The 21,886-nt window shown below is 44.6% G+C and carries 20 protein-coding genes and 1 pseudogene; 6 read left to right on the top strand and 15 right to left on the bottom strand.

Going from position 1 to position 21,886, the window contains the following annotated elements; genetic code table 11:
* Positions 1–57: 57 nt before the first annotated feature.
* The 4 genes from BMY60_RS07500 to BMY60_RS07480 all read right to left on the bottom strand — a co-directional run bounded on the left by BMY60_RS07500 (position 58) and on the right by BMY60_RS07480 (position 3,765).
* The gene (locus tag BMY60_RS07500) at positions 58–450 is read right to left on the bottom strand and encodes a hypothetical protein (protein ID WP_090332603.1); all 393 of its coding nucleotides are present in this window, start codon (positions 448–450) and stop codon (positions 58–60) included.
* Positions 447–1,751 (bottom strand): Xaa-Pro aminopeptidase, encoded by a 1,305-nt coding sequence (gene pepP / locus BMY60_RS07495; protein WP_090332601.1) that lies wholly within the window; start codon positions 1,749–1,751, stop codon positions 447–449. The genes BMY60_RS07500 and pepP overlap by 4 nt, the downstream gene beginning before the upstream one ends.
* Before the next feature lie 288 nt (positions 1,752–2,039).
* Positions 2,040–2,780, bottom strand: coding sequence for an N-acetylmuramate alpha-1-phosphate uridylyltransferase MurU (gene murU / locus BMY60_RS07485; RefSeq protein WP_371264196.1), 741 nt, complete (start codon positions 2,778–2,780; stop codon positions 2,040–2,042).
* Positions 2,764–3,765: an aminoglycoside phosphotransferase family protein gene (locus BMY60_RS07480; protein WP_090332597.1), complete on the bottom strand. Its 1,002-nt coding sequence runs from the start codon at positions 3,763–3,765 to the stop codon at positions 2,764–2,766. The genes murU and BMY60_RS07480 overlap by 17 nt, the downstream gene beginning before the upstream one ends.
* 257 nt (positions 3,766–4,022) lie before the next feature.
* Here BMY60_RS07480 and BMY60_RS07470 point away from each other — a divergent pair, with 257 nt between their 5' ends.
* Both BMY60_RS07470 and BMY60_RS07465 read left to right on the top strand, forming a co-directional pair.
* Positions 4,023–4,343, top strand: coding sequence for an accessory factor UbiK family protein (locus tag BMY60_RS07470; protein ID WP_090332594.1), 321 nt, complete (start codon positions 4,023–4,025; stop codon positions 4,341–4,343).
* Positions 4,344–4,453: 110 nt separating this feature from the next.
* Entirely contained in the window at positions 4,454–5,959 is a 1,506-nt protein-coding gene (locus BMY60_RS07465) for a YifB family Mg chelatase-like AAA ATPase (protein ID WP_090332593.1), read from the top strand.
* Positions 5,960–6,025: 66 nt separating this feature from the next.
* On the opposite strand, the gene BMY60_RS07460 is transcribed toward BMY60_RS07465, so the two are convergent.
* The 6 genes from BMY60_RS07460 to flgM form a co-directional block, all read right to left on the bottom strand.
* The gene (locus tag BMY60_RS07460) at positions 6,026–7,459 is read right to left on the bottom strand and encodes a lipopolysaccharide biosynthesis protein (RefSeq protein WP_090332591.1); all 1,434 of its coding nucleotides are present in this window, start codon (positions 7,457–7,459) and stop codon (positions 6,026–6,028) included.
* A 29-nt stretch (positions 7,460–7,488) separates the two neighbouring features.
* Positions 7,489–7,611: a hypothetical protein gene (locus tag BMY60_RS16230; protein ID WP_256250751.1), complete on the bottom strand. Its 123-nt coding sequence runs from the start codon at positions 7,609–7,611 to the stop codon at positions 7,489–7,491.
* A 72-nt stretch (positions 7,612–7,683) separates the two neighbouring features.
* Positions 7,684–8,274: a hypothetical protein gene (locus BMY60_RS07455; protein ID WP_090332590.1), complete on the bottom strand. Its 591-nt coding sequence runs from the start codon at positions 8,272–8,274 to the stop codon at positions 7,684–7,686.
* 672 nt (positions 8,275–8,946) lie between these two features.
* On the bottom strand, positions 8,947–9,693 hold the full coding sequence (locus BMY60_RS07450; RefSeq protein ID WP_177166627.1) for a hypothetical protein: 747 nt from the start codon (positions 9,691–9,693) through the stop codon (positions 8,947–8,949).
* 582 nt (positions 9,694–10,275) lie between these two features.
* Positions 10,276–10,725, bottom strand: coding sequence for a flagella synthesis protein FlgN (locus BMY60_RS07440; protein WP_090332587.1), 450 nt, complete (start codon positions 10,723–10,725; stop codon positions 10,276–10,278).
* Positions 10,725–11,042 carry a flagellar biosynthesis anti-sigma factor FlgM gene (flgM, locus tag BMY60_RS07435; protein WP_177166626.1) on the bottom strand — a complete coding sequence of 106 codons (318 nt, stop codon included), beginning with the start codon at positions 11,040–11,042 and terminating at the stop codon, positions 10,725–10,727. The genes BMY60_RS07440 and flgM overlap by 1 nt, the downstream gene beginning before the upstream one ends.
* Positions 11,043–11,384: 342 nt before the next feature.
* Between flgM and BMY60_RS07430 the strand changes: the two genes are divergently transcribed.
* The 3 genes and pseudogenes from BMY60_RS07430 to BMY60_RS16225 all read left to right on the top strand — a co-directional run.
* Entirely contained in the window at positions 11,385–11,957 is a 573-nt protein-coding gene (locus BMY60_RS07430) for a LemA family protein (protein ID WP_090332585.1), read from the top strand.
* Positions 11,954–12,889 carry a GIDE domain-containing protein gene (locus tag BMY60_RS07425; RefSeq protein ID WP_090332583.1) on the top strand — a complete coding sequence of 312 codons (936 nt, stop codon included), beginning with the start codon at positions 11,954–11,956 and terminating at the stop codon, positions 12,887–12,889. The genes BMY60_RS07430 and BMY60_RS07425 overlap by 4 nt, the downstream gene beginning before the upstream one ends.
* A 63-nt stretch (positions 12,890–12,952) precedes the next feature.
* A pseudogene (locus BMY60_RS16225) lies at positions 12,953–13,078 on the top strand (IS110 family transposase); the annotation flags it as partial.
* 399 nt (positions 13,079–13,477) lie between these two features.
* Here the strand turns inward: BMY60_RS16225 and BMY60_RS07420 are convergent.
* A complete protein-coding gene (locus tag BMY60_RS07420; RefSeq protein ID WP_090332581.1) occupies positions 13,478–14,455 on the bottom strand; it encodes an ABC transporter permease in 978 nt (325 codons plus the stop codon).
* Positions 14,456–14,730: 275 nt separating this feature from the next.
* A complete protein-coding gene (locus BMY60_RS07410; protein WP_256250750.1) occupies positions 14,731–16,923 on the bottom strand; it encodes an ABC transporter substrate-binding protein in 2,193 nt (730 codons plus the stop codon).
* Positions 16,924–17,451: 528 nt separating this feature from the next.
* Here BMY60_RS07410 and BMY60_RS07405 point away from each other — a divergent pair.
* Positions 17,452–18,246 carry an enoyl-ACP reductase FabI gene (locus tag BMY60_RS07405; protein ID WP_090332576.1) on the top strand — a complete coding sequence of 265 codons (795 nt, stop codon included), beginning with the start codon at positions 17,452–17,454 and terminating at the stop codon, positions 18,244–18,246.
* Between the two features lie 127 nt (positions 18,247–18,373).
* Here BMY60_RS07405 and BMY60_RS07400 read toward each other — a convergent pair whose 3' ends face one another.
* The 3 genes from BMY60_RS07400 to BMY60_RS07390 form a co-directional block, all read right to left on the bottom strand.
* Positions 18,374–19,969, bottom strand: a complete 1,596-nt coding sequence (locus BMY60_RS07400; protein ID WP_177166625.1) for an adenylate/guanylate cyclase domain-containing protein — start codon at positions 19,967–19,969, stop codon at positions 18,374–18,376.
* A 45-nt stretch (positions 19,970–20,014) separates the two neighbouring features.
* Positions 20,015–20,851 (bottom strand): HDOD domain-containing protein, encoded by an 837-nt coding sequence (locus tag BMY60_RS07395; RefSeq protein ID WP_090332573.1) that lies wholly within the window; start codon positions 20,849–20,851, stop codon positions 20,015–20,017.
* A gap of 268 nt (positions 20,852–21,119) precedes the next feature.
* Entirely contained in the window at positions 21,120–21,773 is a 654-nt protein-coding gene (locus BMY60_RS07390) for a dioxygenase family protein (RefSeq protein ID WP_090332572.1), read from the bottom strand.
* Positions 21,774–21,886: the final 113 nt, after the last annotated feature.

The following is a 21,886-nucleotide window of genomic DNA, read 5'->3' as shown; positions in this document are numbered from 1 at the left end:
GCTCAAATAAAAAGTTCGCCAATTCAAAATATTTTCTATGCGGCACCAAATACGGTTTTATTTACGGTGCGCATCCGATTGTTTACTATCCTTGATACCGGCGGTCTCTTCAATAATTTCGGCATCTTCAACAATACCGGAATCTGAAGACTGCTCAGTAGCCGATCGTTCCGCCCGGGAAGTATTCGTATGATGCATGGACCGCTGAAATTTTTTTCGCAACCACCAGATTCTTAATCCGAAAATAACAGCGATGATGGAAAACAAAGCGACAAAAATAGTAAAAAAGAATACACCGAGCACTGCCAACAACGCTAAAACAGGAATCATAATCACCAGCGCGACCCAGCGGTTGATCGGCGGCAGCGGCACACGGTCCTGAGCATCATCTCCCCGCTGTTCGTAACTGGATATCCGTTTGATAATTATTCTGCGCTGGTCATCATTCATTGCATTAACTCCTCTATCTCTGTCACAGTTTTGGGTGCCGCTGCGGTTAAAAGTTCATTACCATCAGCTGTAACCAGCACATCGTCTTCGATGCGCACGCCTATATTCCAGAATTGCTGCGGTACATTTTCAGCAGGCCGGATATAGCAGCCCGGCTCGACCGTCAGCGTCATTCCGGGACGTAGCGCGCGCCATTCACCTTGCAGCTTGTATTCTCCCGCGTCATGCACATCCATACCCAGCCAGTGGCCAGTGCGATGCATATAGAAACGCTTGTAATCTCCCGACTCCAGCACACCATCCACGCTTCCCTGACATAATCCGAAGTCGACAAAACCCTGCGCCAGAACCCGCAACGCCGCCTGATGCGGATCGTTCCAGGTATTGCCGGGCCTGACTTGCTCAATGGCCGCCATTTGCGCGGCTAATACCAGTTGATAAATATCTTTCTGTGCCGAAGAAAACCGACCACTGACCGGAAATGTACGCGTAATGTCGGATGCATAACCTTCCAGCTCACATCCGGCGTCAATCAGCAGCAGATCATCCTGCTTTAACTGAGCATTATTGTCGATGTAGTGCAGAATGCAGGCATTAGCACCGCCGGCGACAATGGACGTATACGCGGGTGATTGCGCGCCATGACGGTAAAAAGTATAGAGCAATTCGGCCTCGACTTCATATTCGTATCTGTCGGGACGCGTGGCCTGCATCGCCCTGCGGTGCGCCTGTACCGAGATATCGGCAGCGCGGCGCATGATCTGCAACTCACTGTCGTCCTTGATCAGCCGCATTTCATCCAGCAATGTACGATAATCATGGATTTCGCCGGGCGCTGTCACCCCGTTGCGGCTTTGCGCACGCACTTGATTGACCCAGCCCGTGATACGTTGATCCCAGGCCGCATCATATCCGAAAGCCGCATACACCGAAGTTTGATTGGCCAGCAGTTCCGGAAGTTTCTCATCTATTTCTGAAATGGCATACGCTTCATCAAATCCGAATGTATCCTTGGCACAGTCCGGGCCGGAGCGAAAACCATCCCAGATTTCACGTTCCGGATCTTTGGCCCGGCAAAACAGAATATGTCTGGCAGCGTTCTCTTTTGCCGTCACAATGACTAAAACCGCTTCCGGTTCCTTAAATCCGGTTAAATAATAGAAATAGCTGTCAAAACGGTAGGGATAATGTGCATCACGGTTACGCAACCGCTCCGGCGCCGTCGGAATGACAGCAACGCCGCTTTCCATCATCGACGCCAATTGTTTGCGCCGTTTTAAAAACTGTTTAATCTTTTCCATCGGTCTTTTACTTTAACATGACTAATACTCTATCAATATGATATTGCCAGGTATGGCGTTACCATGCATGTTATGCAACAAGGCACAGTACGCAGGAAAGGGTTGTTCCCTTTTCAAGTACTGTAACACGGTTGCAGGACACCATGGTAACGCCCAGTGGGTGAGCTTGTCAGCATCCATGGACTGCGTTGTGTCTTTTGGTAATAGAACGACTATTTCCTGCAAGACACGCCTTGCCATGAACACTGACAAGCGCACTGAACCCGGCAATATCATATTGATAGAGTACTAGCCGTTCGCATGTCGCGCATTCAGCAGGCTGTCCAGTTGCATCAGTCTATCAGGCGTTCCGATATCCATCCAGATGCCTGGAAAAAATTCACCTGTCACACATGCATTATTGATCGCCGCACGCAATATCAGTGCAAGCTTAACCGGTTTACCTGGCGTCACATCCTCAAACAGCAGTGGATGATAAACACCGATGCCGCTAAACGTCAGAAAATCTTCCCTTGTTAACACAACACGATCTTGTTTCAATGCAAAATCACCTTCGGCATGATGCAATGGATTATTGACCAGAACCAGATGTGCATGCCGTCCTGAACTGTTTCGGTGCATAACCTGCAGAATGGGTAAAAGGCTCGTATAATCAAACTCGCAGTAAATATCCGCATTGACCACCAGAAAAGGACGGTGATAACCAGCATCTGTCAGTAGCGGAAGTGCATTCGCGATGCCCCCCGCTGTTTCCAGCACTTTTTTTTCTGGTGAATAGCTAATTTGAATACCGTATCGCGCTCCGTTGCCCAGTGCATCTTCGATCATTGTGCCAAGATACGCGTGGTTAATGACGATATGCTGAAAGCCCGCATGCGCAAGACTGCTGATGTGGTATTCAATTAGCCGGCGGCTGCCGGCACGCAGCAACGGCTTCGGCTGTGCATCCGTTAACGGCCGCATACGCTCGCCCCGCCCGGCAGCCAGAATCATGGCATGGTATGGCACGGGTTCAGAATGTGTAGCCAATTTTCCGGTTTGATTCGTTTTCGCCCAGTTCGTCCAGCAAATTGAGCAGGCGGCTCAATTCGTGGTAACGCTCGCATGTTTTGCGCAAATAACGCATAACCAGGGGCATGTCATCCAAATAAGCATGCTTACCATCACGATACGCCAAACGTGCAAATATACCGAGCACCTTGATATGGCGCTGCACGCCCATCCATTCAAAGTCACGGTAAAAATCACCAAAATCACGCTGCACAGGCACTCCGGCCCGGCGTGCTTTCTCCCAGTAGCGGATCGTCCAGTCGAGAATCTGCGCTTCATCCCACTGAATATAGGCATCCTTGAACAGGGAAACCAGATCATAAGTAACCGGACCTGCCACTGCATCCTGAAAGTCCAAAATACCCGGATTAGGTTCGGACACCATCAGATTGCGCGAATGATAGTCCCGATGCACAAAAACACATGGTTGTGCCAGATTATTCTGCAGTATGCGTGTGAACACCTGTCCGAGCGCTTTTTTTTGTTTATCACTCAGTTCAACCTGTAAATGACTCGCAATATACCACTCAGGAAAAAGATTCAGTTCAAACCGCAGCAGCTTCTCGTCATAGGCAGGCAAATTTTCCAATGTCTGGATCAACTGCATACTGACCAGCGCATCAGTTGCCTGTGCATATAGCCGATGCGCCGTTTCAGGCTGTTCGGTGAGCGCTCGCAGGTAGGTTAAATCACCCAGATCTGATAGCAGCAAAAAACCTTGCGACGCATCCTGCCCGTGAATTTTCGGAACATGCACCGCATTTGCCAATAATTTCGCGACATGAATAAACGGCGCGCAGTCTTCTTGCGCAGGCGGCGCATCCATCACAATCAGCGTTTTATCGCCGATACGAACACGAAAATAACGCCGGAAACTGGCGTCTGCAGACGTCGGCTGCAGTGTAAACGGCATCCCCGGAAACTGATGTTGTATCCAGTTTTCAAGAAGTTGAGAGCGATTCATGCGTATATTAAAACGTTGTAAATCTGTTTTAAGATCTGTTTGAGGATGACCCTGCCATCAAATCCTGTTACGATCAAAACTGACCGGCATATTTTTACTTTTACCAAATCGAACAGCTGCCGATTAAGCGCTGATAATAACAAGTGTGTATATCGTGCGGTCATTATTAAATTCAATTGATCGTGCTGCATTTTATCACGATACGGTTGCTTCCCATTAACTACCGGCCGTCACAACTAACTCTAATGGAGAAAACAATGCTGAATAAAAATGTTATTGAAGAAATCAATTCAAAAGTCAGTGAAATCCTGCAAAACAGTCCGGCTAAGGATGTCGAAAAAAACATGCGTGCTGTATTGTCCGGCGTTTTCTCCCGTCTCGATCTGGTAACGCGGGAGGAATTTGACGTACAGCATGAAGTGCTGTTGCGAACACGCGAGAAGTTGATTCAGCTCGAGACCAAAGTCAAAGAACTTGAGCAGCAGCTTGGCCTGCCAGAAACGGAAAACCAGGCTACAACCGAGCCCGAAACCGAACGCAACGCTGATACCGACCCTGCGCAAACCGCTTCAACCTAGCGAAGCACTCTGCAAACATACACTGCGGCAGGAAGATCAATGTTGACTTTACCTGCAAAAAGCCGCTTATATGGACAAACAGTTAAAGTTAAAACAAGCCTGTTTTTCACATGTCGCTAGCCGTTTTATACAGCCGCGCCCTGTCGGGTATGCACGCACCGCTTGTCACGGTAGAAACGCACATTGCCAACGGGTTGCCGAGCTTCACGATCGTTGGTTTACCGGAAACTGAAGTCAAGGAAAGCAAGGACCGTGTCAGAGCCGCGTTGCAAACCGCCCACTTTAAAATCCCGGCGCAACGTATCACCGTCAATCTGGCGCCTGCGGATTTACCCAAGGAAAGCGGCCGGTTTGATTTGCCGATTGCGCTGGGCATTCTTGCCGCATCGGGACAAATACCTGCCGAGAAACTGGATCAGTATGAATGGGCCGGAGAACTGGCACTGACTGGGGAGCTACGCCCAATACACGGCGCGCTGGCCATGACCTACCGCGCCGCGCAGTCGGGCCGCAGTTTTGTTCTGCCGCATCACAATGCTGCTGAAGCCGCACTGGTCAGACAGGCGCATGTCTATGCCGCACGATCATTACTGCAAATCTGCGCACACCTGACAGGTCAAGAAACGCTGCCCGTTTATAGCAGCCTGCCGGATACCCGGGACGGTATACCGGATTATCCGGACATGGTCGAAGTCAAGGGACAGGCGAAAGTCAAACGCGCACTGGAAATCGCCGCCGCCGGTAATCACAGCGTGCTGATGATCGGTCCGCCCGGCACCGGCAAATCAATGCTCGCGGCGCGTTTTCCAGGCATTCTGCCACCCATGACCGAAGACGAAGCGCTGGAATCGGCCGCCCTACAGTCTTTAAGCCATGGCAGTTTTGACATTATCAACTGGAAGCGCAGGCCTTACCGTTCGCCGCATCACACAGCATCCGGCGTTGCACTCGTGGGCGGCGGCAGTTATCCGCGCCCCGGTGAAATATCACTGGCGATGCACGGCGTATTATTCCTTGACGAACTCGCTGAATTCGACCGCAAAGTGCTGGAAGTACTACGCGAACCACTTGAATCCGGTAAAATCACTATTTCCCGCGCTGCCCGTCAGGCCGAGTTTCCCGCACGTTTCCAGCTGATTGCCGCCATGAATCCCTGCCCCTGCGGTTACCTGGGCCATCATTCCGGCAAATGTCACTGCACACCCGACCAGATTGCACGCTACCGCGGCAAAATTTCAGGGCCTTTGCTTGACCGCATTGACATTCAAATTGAAGTACCGGCACTGCTACAGGAAGAACTGATGCGTCAGCAAACCACTGGTGAAAAAAGCAGTGTGATACGAAAACGCGTTGAACGATCCTGTCAGCGACAGCTTAAGCGTCAGAACAAAACCAACAACCTGCTGAGTGTAGAAGAAATCGACCGATACTGCGCACTCGACACCGTCAGCGAAACACTGCTTAAACAGGCGATCGACTGCCTGAATCTGTCCGCCCGTGCGTATCACCGTATACTCAAACTCGCGCGCACCATCGCAGATTTATCGGGTTCCGAAAAAATTGGCAGCCAGCATATTGCCGAGGCAATTCAGTACCGCCGGATGGACAAGCATTAGTATAACGTCATGGTTTTTAATCAGGCGGAAGGTATCTGCCAGTTAGCTGTTCACTGAACAATTACATTACTTTTTTATTAAATCGAATGCAACAAGGACATTGTCTCGAAAAAACAACCACATAACAGACAGATACGTTATAATGCCAATTGCAACAAGTTGAAGCAGGTGCAATATATCCCCAGACGAACCAAAAGCAAATGGATTTAGATAAATAACTGACAAAAACATGACAAAACTCGAAACCGCGGGACCTATCATTGTTTTCAAGCAGTCGTACACATCAATTCCAATCAGCGGGCATGTTCTGATAAGAAAAAAATAATAAACCACCGGAAAAGCAAATAACCAGCTTAACGCAAGCCCATATGCTTCCCATTGAGCACCGATCAGGAACGAAATTGACATGATAATTGATGCAATAAATAAGTTGAATGCATTCACATGCGGCTTTCCTATTCCCCATAACAGCGGAGTAATAATGTTACCGAGCGCTCTTAACGGCATAATAAGTGCAAGTATCTGCAGGGGCAAAATCACTGACTCCCATTTTTCACCGAGAAAAATTTTTACTAACTCAGGCGCTGTACAAGAAATCCCCAAAAAAACTGGAAAAGCTATAACACAGGCAACCTGGTTTGCTTTTAAGAAATAGGCACCCGTCTTATTTGTAATCTGCTGTGCTTTAGAAAAAGCTGGAAAAGCAATGGACTGGACAAGTCCAGACAGCTTCTCAATTGGAAATGAAGCTAAATGGTATGCTACGGCATAATAACCAAGCAGATCGGCCCCCATAACACGCCCACCTATCAGTTTGTCCGACTCTGCATGCACATACCGTAAACACCGTCCGAGCACTACAAAGCCACCTGATGAAAACAGATGTTTGAGCCCTGTAAAAAAGAAATCGGGCTTACACCAAGCCGGAGAGATAATATTCATGCCAATCGTTCTTCCCGCATTCAAGATTAATGATCCAAATACAAGCGACCAAATACCCAGACCCTGATAGGCAAAAAGCAACACTGACAGGCTGGCGAATACCGTCGAAATTAATTCAACAATAGAACGATACTTAAACGAAATTTCTTTATCAAGCTGGACTAACGGTAAGATTATAAAAATCTCAAATATAAAACTGATTGACATGACCCGAACAATGGAACTTAACAAGGGCTCACCAAAAAAGCCGGCAATGAGCGGCGCGCACAATAATAATCCAGCAAAAATTGTCAGGTTAGCCAAAACAACTGCTGCAAAAATTTGACGACGTTCATTTTCAGTCAGATCTTTGTTTTGAACGAGCGGGACATCGAGGCCGAGTGTACCCAACAACAATAAGAATGATACGAATACTGTTGCCATGGCCAGCAAACCATAATCTTCCGGACTCAAAATCCGGATCACGATAATAGTTACTACCCAGTTAAATAACTGGCCAACAAAGCGCGCAGTCACAGTCCATCGAAGTCCAGAAAGTACCTTTGCCCTAATATCCATGGTGTCGACTTTATGAACGAAACAGGTGACTACTCGCTCCCTTCAACAGCCTGTCCAGCCAAGGCCATTTGAATAGCGGGGATGGGGTTGATGGGGTTGATGGGGTTGATGGGGTTGATGGGGTTGATGGGGTTGATGACTTTGTTGGCCATAGTCTGCAGATAGCCGATAATACGGCAATAAGTCTACGCATATAGCCCGCTTCGAAAATAGCCGGATACTTTTTATTTACTCTTAGCCATACAGTTCCGTTCACTGCGGTTATTGGTGAAGGCAAGCTGCGGGTTTCTAGCAAATAGCAAAACAGTCGATTCATATTTACGCAATCGCTCAAGCAGATTATGCACATCGGATTTACCCGTTTTGTCACGGCTTCCTGCAGCTTTGGGCAGGATACCCGGCATTTCTTTTTCACTGCGCACCCACAGATTGCGATAATGTTTTTGAAGTTCTTTGTATACGATGCTATCCAGGCACTTACCATCCGATTGCGACACTTCATGGCGGGCTTTAGCAGTAGTTTTCTCATATTTTTCACCCAGGCATACTGGCTGGCTTCCACCAACAATGTTAACTGACGTAACAAATACGCACTGCACAATCCATGACCGCAATGAGCAATGATCATAGCTCAAATAGGATTCCCGGCAGTCATGCACGATGATGGCGCCATAACTGGGAATAATATGGATGGGCTCAATGGCTTCTTTGCCACGCTTTTGATGCAACCGTTTCAGTGTAATGCCACCTGCGCAACAAACCCGTATCCAGTGGTTTTTCCGGCCAACGCTTAATCCGGTTTCATCAACAAACATAATCGGACTCTGCAGCATTGCGTAATGGCCCGATCTTCCCAGTCCGCCGGTGTCGTGTCAGACAAAGTCTCGTCAATCAAAGGCTGCACCATCTGACCTGCCCGGTTCAGTGCAACATCTGATAGAATGGCAGGCTGATCATCAGCACCTTAACGCCGTTGCCATATTGTTTTCCGTCATACAGTTCTGCAGGAAAGTGTCCCTTGGTGGTGTACTGACAACGGGGACATTGTTTGATCTCTGTATCAATATGCTCAGCCACTTTCCAAATAGAACATCAATTCTGGCTCGACGCTCCTGAAAAATAGACAGAATCAAATCAATGATCAACAGCATGCTTGTTCATTAATGCACGCACTTCAGGCATTATCTTGCCTCGCTTGTACAATTGTTCAAACTCAACTTTAATGCCGTCGGTTTGTTGTCGAACGCAAGTTTTGTCTATACTGGTCATCAAGAAACCACGGAATTTAATGATAACATCACCTTTTTACCATTTAAAAGCCTGCTTACGCAGTTTTTATGAGGATTTTTGTTCATCTTGTGGCCCAGTAGATTCATCAGTGACTCATCTGAGGCCGCTCAAAGGTAATAATTTCTGAGTGCAATGTTTGAATTTTAATTGCCCCAAAGCCTGTCAAGTATTTTTTGGTATTTCTCAGGGGAAAATAGTTACAATTTGTTTTCAGCTGAGTGTGTATCATATCGATGGCGATAGTTTTTTAAATAAATGAGCCACGCGGTCAGCTTGTCTTTCAGGCCTCTAGTCTTTTTGTAGAGCGGAAATTTATATACTGATTTTAAATTGTCCATTGTCAGGCGGAGATACAAAAAATGATTGAGTGCTTCTAACGTTTTTTCCGGTGTTAGCTGCAAATCCTCAAACTTAAATTCGATGAATTCCTGACGATGCTCGTACAGGAATTTTTTTATACTTTCGGTGATGGCAGCGTTATACTCACGGGTGAACGCATAACTTTGAATATGTCGGCGTAAGTTGGACGTAATCCATGCTTGTTCATCATCACGCGTAAGGACCATAAACGTGACGTCATCAAGCGGCAGAAGTTTCGCCCAGATACGTATTGTTAATGCAAGTCTTGGATCTTTCCAGACCCATGGCCTATGCTGTTGGCAATTTTCCAGAAATTGCTTGTACGGCGCAAGGTCGATCTTTTCAGCACTTCGCGCCAAATCATCCAGTACATTCGAAGAAAGAATCTCATGCTCGCGATTTCCCGTATAACCTAATTCGGATAACAGTTGATTATTCAATTCAACTAACTTGAGATTCTCGTAGGTGTCATAATCGGTTTTTTGAAATGTATCCTCGCCATACCAGTAACCTGCTTTCCCCAATAATGCTGCAAACACCGAACTGCCTGTCCATCCATGCGTGAGAATAATTACATTCTTCATAGACATACCCATTATTTTGCAAAAGTGTGCATATTGTTAACGAATTTTATCATTATATGTGTAGAGAAAAACTAAACACCTTTTTAACCAGCACTTCCCGCTAATTCGAAAACCTTCATTCCAAATTCAATTTGGTGGATCGTTTATGCAATTTGTTTTTTCAGGGAAAGCGAAACCATCCGTCTGACGCTGGTTGTTAGATTGGCTGCGTTAGAACTGAAACACGCTTCGAGCATACGTTGACCCGGTCCTATCTATCAAGAAGAATCATTATAGACGGGCACGGCTGGTTTTATACCAAAGGCGATGGTCTTATACAAAGTTTTCCAATCCGGAGGAGGTAGAGGAGGAATCATCCACGCACTTTCTCCCGGAAATATGTATTGCGCTCTGTATTTTGCTTTGCCCGCTTTGAAACAAAACGCAGCAATGTTGTACCTGATCAACCAGAAACGCCAGCATCGTCAAACAGGCAAAGACAGCGAACGACGGCCAAAGTTATATTTACCTGCCGCAAAGAAATAGACTATAAAACAAAACCTTAATTAAAATTAGCTGGTTTTAATAGGCACTATGATTAGTTTAAATAAAAGCCTGACCTTTAGGACCGTAAAGTGAGATATTACCGGAAGCGCTTTGTAGCGCCAAATACGCACGTTGATTATATTGCAAATACGTTGAAATAACGCTTCCATTTGTCCGATTAATCTGCTGGGCAGTTTTTGCTAGTTCCATTAATTGATTCCATTGCTCTTGCAGTTCAACGCCTGCTTGCTTCATCAACCATAGTTGCATGCCACTTTTATCAGGAGAATAACCCAAGAAAGATAAGTATTGTTTTCTTTGTTTAGACAGGTTTTCCAGTTTTTCAACTAATCGGGTCTTGTCCGAAGCCAGCATATCAAGCTCATCAATGCGGCCATGAATCAAGGCACCCTCTTCTTTTTTTAATACCTCTACAAATGCCTTAGCTGTACCAATTTCACTGTCAATGACAGCAGCAAAACTTTCCGATCTTTGAATTACTGTCATCAAGAATGCCTTTCTTTACTCTGTATTAATTCCTTTGCAGTTTCAAGTAAGCGATCAGCGATTACGTCGGGATTGACTTTAAAAGTGCCTTCACTAATCGCTGACTTGATTTCTTGAACACGGGACAGATCAACAATAGCTTCATTATTAGAAACATTCTCAGCCGCTTTCAGATTTGTCGAGTGTGCGCTGATATGGACAGCGCTATTTGCATTTTCAGAATGAATACTCGATGAAGATGTCGCGCTTTCAGAACGTTTTTTAACGTCTCCAGATGAAACATTTGTTACTGATTGTATTGAATTATCGACTTTCAATTTAAATTCCTTATCAATTATTTTAGTTGAATGTTACATCGACACACTGCTAATAAACTTTAGGCAGATTAACAATGATTTTGAACGTTTATTCGAATAATTATAATTACAATCCAACACATAAATACTAACGTCTAGTTATTACAAAAGCAAGAAAAGCTACAGATTATTCCTCTATTTAGGAATTAAACCCTGTCTTGTTATGTACACCCATACAATCATACAGACAATAATTTTTTAAATTACTCAATTTCGGTTCTGACTAATCCGTTAGATTCACTACTTACAGCTCACGATTTTTGTATTCAAACTTTTTGATTGTATTTTACGATAGGAATAAAGATGGAAATTTCCACAATAGTGACTTTAATTACTGTTAGCTTATTGATTGTTTACTTAATATTGATTTACAACAATCTTATTCAGCTGAAGCATAATGTATCTAAAGCATGGTCAAATATTGATGTCCTACTTAAACAGCGCCACGATGAACTTCCCAAACTTGTCGAAACATGTAAACAGTACATGGCATATGAGAAAAATGCTTTGGAAACTGTTATTAAGGCACGCTCTGCTGTAGCTCATGCACAACAAGATTCAGATATCAAAGCATTAGGTGTGGCGGAAACTCAGCTGCGTATGGGTCTGGGAAATTTATTTGCTCTGGCGGAATCATATCCGGGACTAAAAGCAAATGAATCATTTCAACATTTACAATCCCGCATCACATCACTGGAACATGACATAGCTGATCGTCGCGAATTTTATAACGAATCCACTAATGTAAATAACATTCGAATTGAACAGTTTCCTGATGTGCTGGTTGCAAAAAGCTTTGGGTTCAAAGCATTCGATTTACTGGAGTTTTCCGAAACCAATAGAGCGGATGTTAATGTAAGTCTGTTATTTCAATGATCTTAATTGACAATAATACGCTGCTCCAAAGTGACGCCGAGCTTTTTTTTCTTTTTTTTTCAATCATAATGGCAGCCGCTTGTTGCTGGTTGACTTTCTATTACCTCAAGCGCGCCCGACTGATTGAAGATACACCCACTTCAAAAATTCGCTCTGCCGCCCAGGGCTATGTTGAAATTGTGGGCACAGTATCCAGCCCCCAGAAACATATGCTGTCTGCCCCACTTTCCAACACCGCCTGCGTCTGGTTTACTTATAAAATACAACGTCATCGACGCTCTGGCAAAAGTAGTCATTGGTCAACAATAGAAGAAAAAACAAGCACCGAGCAATTTGTTGTTAGTGATGATACTGGAAACTGCGTAATTGATCCTATAGGCGCGGAAGTCCAAACAAGTCACTCGCACACCTGGTATGGCTATACAAAAAAACCAAATCATCCAAATAACACTAAAAGTTTTTTTAAGATTATCGGTGGCAAGCGCTATCGGTATATTGAAAAACTTATACGTACACACGACTCCATTTATGCTCTCGGAAATTTTAAATCAAGTGGCGGAGGACGCTGCATTCCAAATAATCACCAAATGACCGGCACGGTAATTCGTGAATGGAAGCACAATTACAATCACATACTAAATCAGTTCGATCAAGATAAGAACGGTGTACTTGACATGATTGAATGGGAAAAAGTCAGAACAGCAGCCAGCAGAGAAGCTGAGGAACGCCGGCAAGAATTATCAAGGATGCCTACAGTTTATACGCTCTGTAACACAATCCAGAAGCATCATCCGTTTATCTTATCGACATTCAGTCAAAAAAAACTAGCCCAAAAATATCGCAATCTGGCTTTTTTCAGCCTGTTAGGCTTGATAATTTTTACCGCGCTTATTCTCATGCAGCTTATCAATACCCATACAATTGATTTATAAAGACTATCTTATCCTCTATTCGATTTTGTGAAATATTTGTGGCGCCTTCAGATAATGGCCTAAAATAAAGAAGACGGTCGTAGCTGCTGGGTAAAAATCCTGGCTGCCCGACGCAACAGGAATATTGCAACGATAGCATTGGCTAGCAAGAATGTCCCTATTGCCTGGGCGATATTGAGTCGTGGCTAATCTTAGCGGAAGGCGGCATAGAGAGTGAAGCGTTATCAATGCAAAGACGGCAAACTTTGTTTAGTAGAGAGGAAAAGTCACTTGTGATTGCGTGGCAAAATGAACTGATGGCTATCCAATGAGCAGCCGGATATACAAAAGCAGTTGCACCTTAAAACCATCGCAAATTTTGCTTGCAGAAAGGGAGGAGTCATACAGCACGCCGGAAAGGGTTGTTCCCTTTTCAAGTACTGTAACGCAGTTGCAGAACACCACGGTAACGCCCCGTGGGCGGGCTTGTCAGCATCCATGGTCTGCGTTGTGTCTTTTGACAATAAAACGACTATTTATTGCCTGCAAGCACATGCCATGTACGCTGACAAGCGCACTGAGCCCGGCGATAGCGTATAGGATAGAGTATTAGTTTAAGCGTATCCTGGGATCAACAAGTGTATATGAAATATCGGTCAAGATTAGGCCTATAATATAAAGCACCGATCCCAAAAAAACCATAGCTCTGACAATTGCAAAATCTTGCGAGTTGATGGCATCAATTGTATAGCTTCCTAGCCCGGGTATTCCGAAAAAAGACTCCACAATCAGGCTACCCAAAAACAGTAGCGGCACAAGAACGACAGCACCTGTTAATATCGGTATCAATGCATTTTTAAGCACATGCTTAAATAAAACCAGATGTTCTGATAACCCTTTCGCCCGGGCGGTACGAACATACTCTTTGCCCATTTCTTCAAGAAAAATCGTACGATACCACCGTGTGTTTGCGCCGGCACTACTGACAACACCGATGATCACCGGCAAAATCAAAAACTTGGCAGCATCTAACCCGGTGCTGAATCCAGAAATTGGCACCAGATGCCATAATTTACTGATTAAAAATTGTCCGGCAATAATGTAAAAAAGACTGGAAATTGACATTAAAGCCACACACAACACGACGCCCCAAAAATCTATATATGTTGTCCGAAAAAAAACCATGATCAGCGCAAAAGTTATGTAAGAAATCAACCCCAAAACAAATACCGGCAATGCTATTGCAAAACTTGGCAGCATGCGTGACTTGATCTCATATCCAATATCGCGCCCTTCGTCCGAACGACCAAAATCAAATGCAAACATCGCAATCGATTTTTCAAAAAAAATCGTCTGCGTAAATTTATCGAGACCATCCCGGTTTTCATTAAACAACAAGGGCTGGTCATAGCCGCGTTCTATTTTCCATTTTTCAATCGCTTCCGGCGTTACATATTTGATTCCAAGATGCATGCGCGCCATGTCATCCGGCGTATTCACCACAAAGAATAAGGCAAATGTTAAGAGATTCACCCCGATCAAAATTGGTATCGCGTACAAAACACGGCGGATGATGTAACTCAACATAAATACAGCCTAGTGCTCTATCAATATGATACTGCCGGGTTCAGCGAGCTTGCCAGTGTACATGGCAAGGCGTGCCTTGCAGGCAATAGTTATTCTATTGTCAAAAGGCGCAACGCAGACCATGGACACTGACAAGCTCAACCACAGAGCGTTACCGTGGTGTTCTGCAACTGCGTTACAGTACTTGAAAAGGGAGCAACCCTTTCCTGCGTGCCGGGCCTTGTTGCATAGCGCCACGGTAACGCTGTACCAGGCTATATCATATTGATAGAGCACTAGCTGGATCCTTGTTGTAAACGTTGAATCCCCTTACTTCCCTCATAGCGACGATAGGTGGCGATAGCCGGAAATAAACTTATCATCACGATGATGACGCCAAGCCCGACAGGCCACAGCACAGGTTTATTCCATTCCCGGCGTTTTTGTTCTCTTAAACCTGCATCAATTTGGAAATATTTCACATTATTGTTTGAAATCCTGTTCGGTTTGATATTTTTATACCATTCGTGATAAAGACCGTATTCTTTCGGGTGATAACCCCATAGCCAAGGCGCGTCATACCGCAGGACATCAACCATTTGGTCGATAATAGCCTGGCGGGCAGGACCGTTGTCCATATCCTTCATTTGTTCAAACAGATGATTGTATTCCGGATTATTATAGTTGGCCGCATTATTTGAAGCACTTCCGCTCGTATTGCCCGCTTTTCTCTGGGGACCATACAGCAAAAAAAGAAAATTCTCAGGATCAGGGTAATCGGCATGCCATCCCCATTCGAAAATCTGCGCGTTACCTTTTCGAATTTTATCCTGAAAACGGTTATAATCCGTGCTTCGAACGACCAGCTGAATGTTCAACTTCTGAAACTGCTTACGCATCCAGTCGAGCATTGAACGATCCTCTGTACTACGGGCGGTTACATCAAAATACAAAACAAGCGGAGCCCCGGTTTTGCGGTCAATTCCATTCGGATAGCCAGCCTCAGCAAGCAGATACCGTGCTACTTGTATCGATTTACGCTGCGGAGCGCCGTTTACCCAATCATAAACCACTGAATTCATGCCCGCCTCGCCATATCGATGTCCCGGCACGCCTGGAGCAATCGGACCGTGCGCCGGTAACCCGCGTCCATTGGCGAAAATTGAAATAAATTCTTCGTAATCAACCGCTATCGATATCGCCTGCCGGAGTTTGCGCGCCGCGTTACGCGATTCGTCGGTTACACCGCCTCCCACAACCGAATCGAGCATATTAAATCCGATATAAAATGTGGAAACCGCCACAGTTGTCTCAAGCCTTATTCCCTGTTTAGTCATCGCTTCGGTTACTGTGGCCTCTCCTTGCCCAACCAATTGAACCGCTTGATCAAAGCTGTCTGACCCAATGCCCGAGGAATCATAATAACCCTGTAAAAATTTGTTCCAGCGGGGAATACCTTCACGCTCACGCGAATAGACAATTTTGTCGATAAACGGTATGGGTTTGCCGGCATCAGCAAGTAATCCACTTATATAATCTTCGGGCATGCCCTCATCAGGATAAAACTCGCCATAAAAATTGGGATTTTTTTCAAGCACCATACGTAAATTTGGATTATTTTCCGTTAGCATATAGGGGCCTGTTCCGACCGGATACCAATCCAACGAAATATTTTTTTCAATCAGACCTTTTTGAGAATAAAACTTATCGGCTTCCCACGGAATCGGCGCAAAAAAAGGCATGGCCAACCAGTAAATGAACTGTGGGTATTTTTTGTTTATTTTTATCCGATATGTATAATCATCCACAACTTCCACGCCTTCCAAAGGATAAGCATTAAGATCCAGAAAAGCGGCACTCCCCCTTTCGCCATTTAGCGCATCTCTCAACACACCGGCAAAATCACGCAGTCCGACAATATAATCAGCCATTAACCCATAAATAGGTGAGTGCAACCCAGGGTGCGCCAATCTCTTTATCTGGTAAACATAGTCGTGTGCCGTCAGTTCGCGGGTATCAGTCTCAGGAAAATCGGACAATTGATAAACGGACGCAAGCGCATCATCATCCAATTGATGGAACAAGAATTCATTTCGATCATTTTTTGCAAACGCCGGATGCGGTTGATAAAAAATAGCTGGTTTGATGGATATTTCGTATTGAGTATAGGCAATTTCGTCGACTTCGGTATCATCTGGCAACGGATAACCATCATAATCGTAATAAGTCACAATCGGCATTGCAACCGCAGTATAAGGTATTAATGTAAACGGCCGTTTCAAATAATGATATTGCAAAGGCGGTTGATAAATCTGCGCGGTAAATTGTATTTCATTTGCACTGTATGATTGAACAGGATCAAGGTGCTTAGGGCGCTCGGTAAATACATTGTAAAGAATATTCTTACCCTCATCATGTGCCGGATAGGGATTGTTCCAGAGCATCTGATCACATGCAGCTAATAAAGTGGCGACAACACCTGCCACCATCAAAACAAATACAGTTCTTGTCCGATTTCTAAACAGTTTCATTATCAATGCAATACATGTCTGCGTTTTACCCTTGTTTATGTTGTTCTAGAGAGTCTAGCAAAAAAATCTGAAAACACTGCAAACCCCGCGGTCAACTAATTCCATAGAAAAAACCAATCCGTAAAAATCTACAGTCTCCCAATTTGCTGTTTTCATTCTACTAGTACACTATCCATATGATATTGCCAGGTTCAGTGCGCTTGTCAGCGTACATGGCAAGGCGTGTCTTGCAGGAAATAGCCGTTCTATTACCAAAAGACACAACGCAGTCCATGGATGCCGACAAGCTCACCCACTGGGCGTTACCGTGGTGTCCTGCAACCGTGTTACAGTACTTGAAAATGAAACAACCCTTTCCAGCGTGCTGTGCCTTGCTGCATAACACCACGGTAACGCTGTGCCTGGCAATATCATATGGATAGCGTACTAGACACTAGCATCGGCTATAATAATTCACGATTACAAAAAAATTTACAAGGAAATTTTATGGGATTTCTCACCAATAAACGCGTTCTTATTACCGGATTACTCAGTAATCGATCAATCGCCTATGGTATCGCTAAAGCGATGCATCGTGAGGGCGCATCACTTGCTTTTACATACCAAAATGAAACTATCCGTGGCAGGATTGAGAAAATGGCAGGCGATATGGGCAGTGATTTATTATTTCCATGCGACGTCACCAACGATGAAGAAATTACACAATGCTTTGAAGACCTGCATCATCATTGGGATGGTTTGGATTGCATTGTTCATTCCATCGCTTTTGCACCCCGTGAAGCATTAACAGGTGATTATCTGGAAAGCGTGAATCGAGAAGCTTTCCGTATTGCGCACGATATCAGCGCATACAGTTTTTCGGCGTTGGCAAAAGCCGGGCTACCACTGATGCAAAACAGAAATGCTGCACTATTGACACTCAGTTATTTGGGCGCGGTACGGGTTATGCCGAATTATAATGTTATGGGACTGGCAAAAGCCAGCCTCGAAGCAAATGTTCGCTTTATGGCGTCGAGTCTGGGACCCAGAGGAATCCGGGTAAACGCTATCTCTGCCGGACCTATCAAAACGTTAGCAGCCGCCGGAATAGGTAATTTTGGGAAACTACTCGGCTATACCGAAAAAATCTCGCCGCTGCGACGTAATGTTACTATTGGGGAAGTCGGCAACGTGGCTGCTTTTCTTTGCAGCGATCTGGCAAGCGGGATTACCGGCGAAATTACGTATGTAGATGCCGGATTTAATACTGTGGCTTTTAATCTTGATGATGGAAAATCATGATTTATTATGTTAGCGCTGACGCTATCAACACGAATCTAGCGTGCTCGCGCGCCGACATTACGATATAAAACTTCGCTTACAGCGATACAATTTTATTCATGGACACAGCTGGCATTGCCAATTTATGTTAATCACTTGAATATGCATAACAGACAGCCAGCTTGTCTTTTTTACCCTGTGCGTTGATATAAAATGTATCACCACACTTAAAACGCATTTCTTCCGTAAACTCAATTGCCTCGCGCATTTTTCCACTGATAAGCACGCCATTGGGTTGACAGTTTTTTTCTATGCGTGAAGCAGTATTCACAACATCGCCTATAGTCGTCCAATCAAGCCGCTCAGGCGTGCCGACGTTGCCGATGACAACCTTTCCCCAGTGTATACCGATACGCAATTGAAGCTTGCCCAATTCCGCCCGCTCACGTAGTAAATTAATGTCATGGGAGTGTTTCTGCATTTCTAGTGCAGCAATCACCGCATCGAGCGGATTGCGAAATAACACCATAATGCAATCACCCATGAATTTATCAATAAATCCGCCATGCTTTTTTACCGAGAGCGAGATTCTGCGCAACACTGAATTTAATATGTGTATGATTGATTCTTCGTTTTCATTCTGCTCGACATATCTGGTGAAGCCGACAATGTCACAAAACAAAACAGCGATATAGCATTCTTCATTTTTCAACAGGTTACCGCCCAGCCTGACAACTTCCCTGGCTTTTTTTTCAACCAATTGCGGCACATAGTTACGGGTAATGTTATGCACCTTCGCTTCATTTAGCAAGTCACCTTCTGAAAGCCTGCTCGTATTACCGCCGTCCAACGATATTTTCTGCCAGAGCGTATGGATAAAAGCACTGCCATCACGAAAACCACTGACATTGAATAATGTCGATTCTTCAGTATATTTATTTGTTTTAACACGCACCCGGTAATTCTCAAATTTACCGTTGGGTGGTTCTAGTGCCATACCCCATATCACATCGTTATAAAAATGTATGGAAATGGATCGGGCAAACAGTTCATAAGCGGCCTTGTTTACTTCCAGACCCAGAAGCGCCAATATGGACGGTGAAACAGCCTGGATACCGCCGATACCGGTAAAACAGACTATGCCATATGTAAGCTGAGAAAAAATCTGCTCCAGGCTGCTGCGTTCGTTCTGCTGCGTGATTAATCCGGGTTGTACCGCAGGATGGCGGTGTGCCTGATGTTTTACAAGCCTTGCGGTATAAAATTTTTCTGGACGAGCCGGCTCAAGTATTTGAAGTTCGTACCCTAAGGTTTGAATCATTTTGTGACTTAATCGCACAGCCTCCTGGCAAAATTTCGGCGCAGTGATCAAAACAATGGTATCTCCGGCGTCGTAAAAAGTCAGCGCGATATACTGTTCATTCAGTTCACAGAATTTAGCGATATTTTTATCACCATGATCGGCCAGCTCGCTATTGAACAATACATTCAAATCAGTTTCGTTATTACTGTCATTTAAGCCAAAGTCTGTTTGTACGATTTGCTTGAACACATGGTAATGCAACACATTGACCATGTTTACAACCAGTTGATGCAGCAAAAAAAAAGTGGGTTCATTCAATTGCCCTAATTCGAGACGGTCTAGCGTGTTGACGAGATATGTTCGCATTTCATCCCAAACATTTTTCTCCAGCGATGTAATGATGATATCTTGAGAAGAGCGGGTTTCAGTTGTTGCAGCCATGGGCATACATGAATAATGTGAATTGCGCCTGTGCCGATTATTCTTTCATACGCACAGCAGATAAATTTCGTTTTGCATCAACTGCTGTATAAATGATTCTTCCAGCAAATAATCACTAAGACTATCACTGGCACCGAGATTCATCAATTTTTCCTTACGCATATGCAAATCCGATGAATTTGCACCAAATCCCGCGTATTTGATCAAATTATTTGCAATAGCAAGAATCTGCATCACTTTGTTTTGTGCCGCATCGCACGTTAACAGGTCTAGATCGGTTGCTATATACAAATCAAAGTAAGTCGGCAGCCGCCATTGCCCAACCGCCTCTTTTCCTACTTCATAGTGATCAATACCCAGAATTTTTCTCTCCGCTTCAGCACATGAGCAAGGTGTTTCTAATGCATAATCCAGTGTCTGAATATATTCATCAGGATAATTATAAAATAGCAGCACTTTCCCGATATCATGCAGCAATCCGGCAACAAATGCTTCTTCACTAAGCTTGTTCGCGCCTTTTTCAGCACAAATCTGTTGGCACGCCAGTGCCGTCAATAAAGAATGCTGCCAAACATGCTGTTTTATCAGCATATTCTTATTTTGTGTAAAAATTGAGCGAGAGACTGACAAAACAGCCAAAGATCGAATCACATTGATACCCAGCAAATTAATTGCGTGCGGTATTGTTTTAATCTGCTTGCCACGGCTATACATTGCTGAATTTGCCACGCGCAGTATCAGAGATACTACCCCTTGATCGGAACGTAACAAACTGTCCATCTCCTGAAAGCAATGTTCAGAATTAGCGTCAATTTGAATAATTCTGGCCAGAAAATCAGGCTGTGCTGGGATAGCTTTAAAATTGATCGAATCAAGTTTCATTTAATAAAATGATATCAGCCGATAAATGATTTTACGCTGCAATTTAGCAGGCTGCTACAAATCGTTTTCGAAGCGGTCCGTAAATTGATACAAAAAAACAGGTAACACAATTATCTGAGACGAATTTTGAGCGGCTGGCAACCGATCCGCGTAAACAAGGCGCGTTTACTGTGTCTGCGCCTAACAAAAAGCGGGCTATATAAAATTCGCGTTTTAAATTTGTTTCGTAATGCAATAGCAATAACGCAGAGGTGACTCAATGGAACTGTCAGCTTTTACCTAAAACGATATTGTATGTATATATCAACATACCTTCATATTCCCCGGTTTGGCGTGCAGTCATCAGGGTTTGCTCGGCTCCGGTTTTGTTTCTGTAAAGTAAGTCGATTGCGTTCAGCGATTCATTAGGAAAATACATTTGCGTGATCAGTTGCGGAAAGCCTTGTCTGGAAATCTTAAAATGAATATGCGGCGGACGTGTCCATGATTTAGTTGCAGGATAAGCCCCCGGCTTGACTGTTCTGAATCGATACAGGCCGCTTGCGTCACTACGGATAATGGCCCATCCTTGAAAGTAAGAATCTTCTGGCGCAGGATTAGAATCCCGAGGGTGATTATAGCGACCTGCGGCATTTGCCTGCCAGATATCAATAATCGCGTTTTCAACAGGCTGCCCCCCGATATTTTTAACCGAACCCCGAATAATAATCTGCTGACCCTTTGCCCGGCCATTTCGGCCCCCGACTCGCGTCAGGTCCGCGTCTTTATCTATTTGGTCGACAGCTGGATAAAACGGCCCTTCAACTTCTTTAGGTGTCGGCACTGCAATCATCTCACCCCAACTCTCGCTCGCTTTGAACAAAGCTGTTACTGTGCCCACCATCCCTAATTGCATCAAATTTCTTCTGGATAGTTTTTTCATCACATTGATTCCAAGTTAACTGCAATATTTTCTACCATATCGCCCGCCTTTTATAAACAAAATTTAAAAAAGCCGTGATTTCCCGCCTTTTTTAAAAAAATACTATGCAGTTT

It is taken from the genome of Nitrosomonas sp. Nm51, from assembly GCF_900111165.1.
Taxonomy (GTDB): Bacteria; Pseudomonadota; Gammaproteobacteria; order Burkholderiales; family Nitrosomonadaceae; genus Nitrosomonas.
Note: the sequence above shows the minus strand (reverse complement) of the source record. Positions and strands in the feature narration are given on the sequence as shown.